The sequence below is a fragment of the Comamonas sp. genome, assembly GCF_036666375.1.
Classification (GTDB): Bacteria; Pseudomonadota; Gammaproteobacteria; order Burkholderiales; family Burkholderiaceae_C; genus Comamonas.
In genome coordinates, this window is sequence record NZ_JAVWWA010000211.1 from 1 (window position 1) to 2,758 (window position 2,758).

The 2,758-nt window shown below is 65.8% G+C and carries 1 protein-coding gene; it reads right to left on the reverse strand.

Annotated elements, in window-relative coordinates:
• Window positions 1-232: 232 nt before the first annotated feature.
• On the reverse strand, window positions 233-2,614 hold the full coding sequence (locus RR928_RS24675) for a TonB-dependent siderophore receptor (RefSeq protein WP_332535455.1): 2,382 nt from the start codon (window positions 2,612-2,614) through the stop codon (window positions 233-235).
• Window positions 2,615-2,758 lie beyond the last annotated feature (144 nt).

Sequence of the window (2,758 nt, forward strand, 5' to 3'; positions counted from 1 at the left end):
GGCCCGTGAGGGCCAGTGCGCCGGCCGCGCCGCGCATGAAGCGGCGGCGTGGATGGGAGGTATGGTCAGCCATGCGGCATCTCCTTTTTGCTGCAGAAGGCGGGCATGGCCTGCTGCGATGTAGTGGGGTGGCGTGGCCGTCGTCAATGGGGCCAATCAAGCTCGGATACTAACCGGCTATGGTCGCTGAAATCGCCTACCAGAGCCCGATTGCCGCCTGCTGCCGCCACGCCTAGAACCTGTAGCGCGCGCTCACATTGACGCTGCGCGGCGCGCCCCAGTCATAGAACTCGCCCCACGAGCCCATGGTGTTGACGCCCGCGTAGTACTTCTTGTCGAACAGGTTGTTGACATTGAGCTGCAGGCTCAACTGCTTGTCCAGTTCGTAGCGCAGCATGGCGTCGACCACCACATAGGCCGGTTGGGCCAGGCGCGCATAGGTCGATGTCGCGACCCCGCTTTGCCAGCGCGCGCCGCCGCCGACCGTGAAAGGTCTCAGCGCACCGGAAAGCCGGTAGCTGGTATGCAGCTTGACCTGCTGTTTGGGGAAGTAGGTGTCGGCGATGCTGCTGACGTTCTGCACCAAGCTGCCCTGCACCTGCCAGCCCGGACGCAACTCGCCCGAAGCCTCGAGTTCATAGCCGCGCTCCATCACCCCGCTGACATTGCGATAGGCCGATGCGCCCGTGGGCGTCAGGCCGCCCGAGGCTTCATAGGTGTTCTCCCAGCGCTTCCAGAACAGCGCCGCGCCCAGGTTCAGCTTGCCGCCGAGGAATGCGGCTTTCGACCCCAGCTCGTAAGTCACGCCCTCCTGCGGATCGAGCACCTTGCCTTGTTCGTCCTGCACGGTGACCGGCTGGTACACGCTCGCGTAGCTCGCGTAGAGCGAGACGTTCTGGTTCAGATCCCAGACCAGGCCGGCAAACGGCGTGATCACGCCTTTCTCGCGCTTTTCGCTCAAGGCATACCAGTTCTGGCGGAACTCGTAGTCCGAGACACGCAGGCCGGTGATGAGCTTCAGGTCGTCCATCAAATGGAAGCGACCCGTGGCGTAGGCCGCACGGCGCACGGTCTTTTCCTTGACCGAAGAGGCCGTCGCCCAGCCGCTGGCCGAAGGCTGGACCAGCCCCGCTCCGCCGGCGCTGTAGGGCAGGCCGGCGTAGTCGAGCGCGCGCCGGTCGGACACCGCCGCGCGGTAGTCGGTATTCGAATAGTCTGCGCCCAGAACCAGTTCGTGGCGCCGGCCAAACAGCTGCACAGGGCCGGAGAACTCGAGCTTGGCGTTGTCGGTCGTGGACTTGGCGTCGGTGGCCCGGACCGCGCGGGCCAGCGTGCGGTGGTGGTAGGCCCCGAGTTCGAACAGCGGCGTCTCTATGGTGTCGTGGCTCAAGCCCAGGCTGGACTTCCAGCCGTTGGCCAGGTGGTGTTCCACGCTGGCGAACAGCGCGTGCTTTTCCTGCTCGTAACCCGACCAGGGCGCGGCCGCATTCCATGAGCGCGCGACATCGCCAAAGTAGTTGCCCTGGACGTCATAGGCCTGGTAGCCCTGGAACGCCGAGTTGCCCGCGTTCTTGAGCTTGCGATAGCTTGCACCGACATTGAGCAGGGTCGAGGGCGCGAGATCGACTTCAAGCGCGCCGTAAAGCAGCGCGCTTTCATTGTGGGCGTTGTCGCGGAACGCATCGGCGTCGCTCGCGGCCGCGACCAGACGGCCGCGCACATTGCCGCGTTCGGTCAGCGCGCCGCCGATGTCCAGATCGCCGCGCCGGCTGTTCCACGAACCCAGGCTCGCACCGGCCTGGGCCTGGAATGCGCGCGTGGGCTTCTTGCGGATCATGTTCACCGTGGCCGTGGGATAGCCATCGCCCTGCAGCAGGCCGGCCGAGCCCTTGAGCACTTCGACGCGGTCCATTTCGGCCAGGTCATCGCCCAGCAGATTGGTTCCGACGGGCACGCCCGTGCTGGCCACGGACTGGCCGCTGCGCATGCCGTCGACCAGATAGTTGTTGATTTCGCCGCCGCGCGCCCAGAAGCGGATGCTGTCGCCCTGGGTGGAGACGCTGACCCCGGGCGTCTGATGCATCACATCCTTGAGCGTCTCGAGCTTGAAATCATCCATTTTCTGGCGCGTGACCACGGACACGGACTGCGGCGTTTCGCGCAGCGTCAGCGCCAGGCCCGTGGCCGTGGTGCTGGGGCCGGTCTGCGTGTAGCTGGCCGTGCCTTCGGTCGCGCCTTCCGCTGCGGAGCTCGCGGTCACGGTCACCGCGGCCAGTATGGCGCTGTTGCCCGGCGCGGGCGCGGCCTTGATCACGATGGTGCTCCCTTCATGCGTGGCGACCAGGCCGCTGCCTGCGAGCAGCCGGTCCAGCGCCTGGCCGGGCGTGAGGCTACCCGAGACCGCGACGGCGTTCTTGCCTGCCACAAGAGCGGGAGGGAATAGCAGCTGCAGATGGGCCTGGCGCGCGAGTTCGTTGAGCGCTGCGCCCAGCGGCTGGGCGGCGATGGTCAGGGTCACGGGCGTGGCGTTCTGTGCCTGGGCCGTGCCCGCAGGGCCGAGCGCCAGCAGGGCCGCGAAAGCCAGGGGCGCGAAGGCGAAATTCGGTTGTCGCATCGATGCAATCTCCGGAAAAGCAGTGGTGGAAATAAGAATCACTACCAATGGAGTCGCATGAGCGGGCCAAACCCTCACCCCTTTTTTCAAAAAAAATCTGCGTTCAGCGCCTGGCGACGATTTCGATCTTGCCGTTGCGCGGCT

Coding starts and splice junctions, on each gene's coding strand:
- RR928_RS24675 (WP_332535455.1), bottom strand. CDS start 2,614: ATGCGACAACCGAATTTCGCCTTCGCGCCCCTGGCTTTCGCGGCCCTG.